Genomic DNA, 923 nt, shown 5'->3' on the forward strand with positions numbered 1-923 from the left:
GAGGTGGAGACGACAGTGGCGATCATGTTCGTCAGAGCACAGGTGATCGGCAGGGGCGCGGGACGCAGCGTCGTCTCGGCCGCCGCCTATCGCCATCGCGCCCGGATGATGGACGAACAGGCCGGYACRTCGTTCAGCTATCGCGGCGGRGCTTCCGAACTGGTGCATGAGGAGCTGGCTCTTCCGGACCAAATACCGGCCTGGCTGCGGTCGGCGATTTCTGGTCAATCCGTCGCCAAGGCGAGCGAAGCGCTGTGGAATGCCGTCGATGCTTTCGAGAAACGCGCCGACGCGCAGCTGGCGCGCGAGTTGATCATCGCGTTGCCGGAAGAGCTGACGCGGGCTGAGAACATCGCGCTGGTGCGGGAGTTCGTGCKCGACAATCTGACTGCGAAAGGGATGGTCGCCGATTGGGTCTATCACGACAAGGACGGCAAYCCGCATATCCATCTGATGACGACGCTCAGGCCGCTGGCGGAGGAGGGGTTCGGGCCAAAGAAGGTTCCTGTCTGTGGCGAGGACGGAAAGCCGCTGCGGGTCGTCACGCCGGATCGCCCGAATGGCAAGGTCGTCTACAAACTCTGGGCTGGCGACAAGGAAACCTTGCAGGCGTGGAAGATCGCCTGGGCGGAGACGGCCAGCCGGCACCTGGCGCTTGCCGGTCACGAGATCCGGCTCGATGGCCGCTCCTATGCCGAACAGGGCCTTGATGGCATCGCGCAGAAGCACCTCGGACCGGAGAAGGCAGCCCTCTCCCGCAGGGACGCGGAGATATATTTTGCTCCGGCCGACCTTGCCCGTCGCCAGGAGATGGCCGACCGGCTGCTTGCAGATCCTGCGCTCCTGCTGAAGCAGTTGAGCAATGAACGCTCCACCTTCGATGAGCGCGATATCGCCAAGGCGCTGCATCGCACTGTCGACGA

1 protein-coding gene is annotated in these 923 nt (G+C 63.9%); it reads left to right on the top strand.

The genetic code is table 11. The features are described 5' to 3' along the window. Positions 1–15: 15 nt before the first annotated feature. The coding region (locus tag AC1D2N_RS36210) for a MobA/MobL family protein (protein ID WP_477983030.1) at positions 16–923 on the top strand (908 nt) is incomplete at its 3' end.

This window comes from Rhizobium sp. P1_B8 (assembly GCF_056406515.1).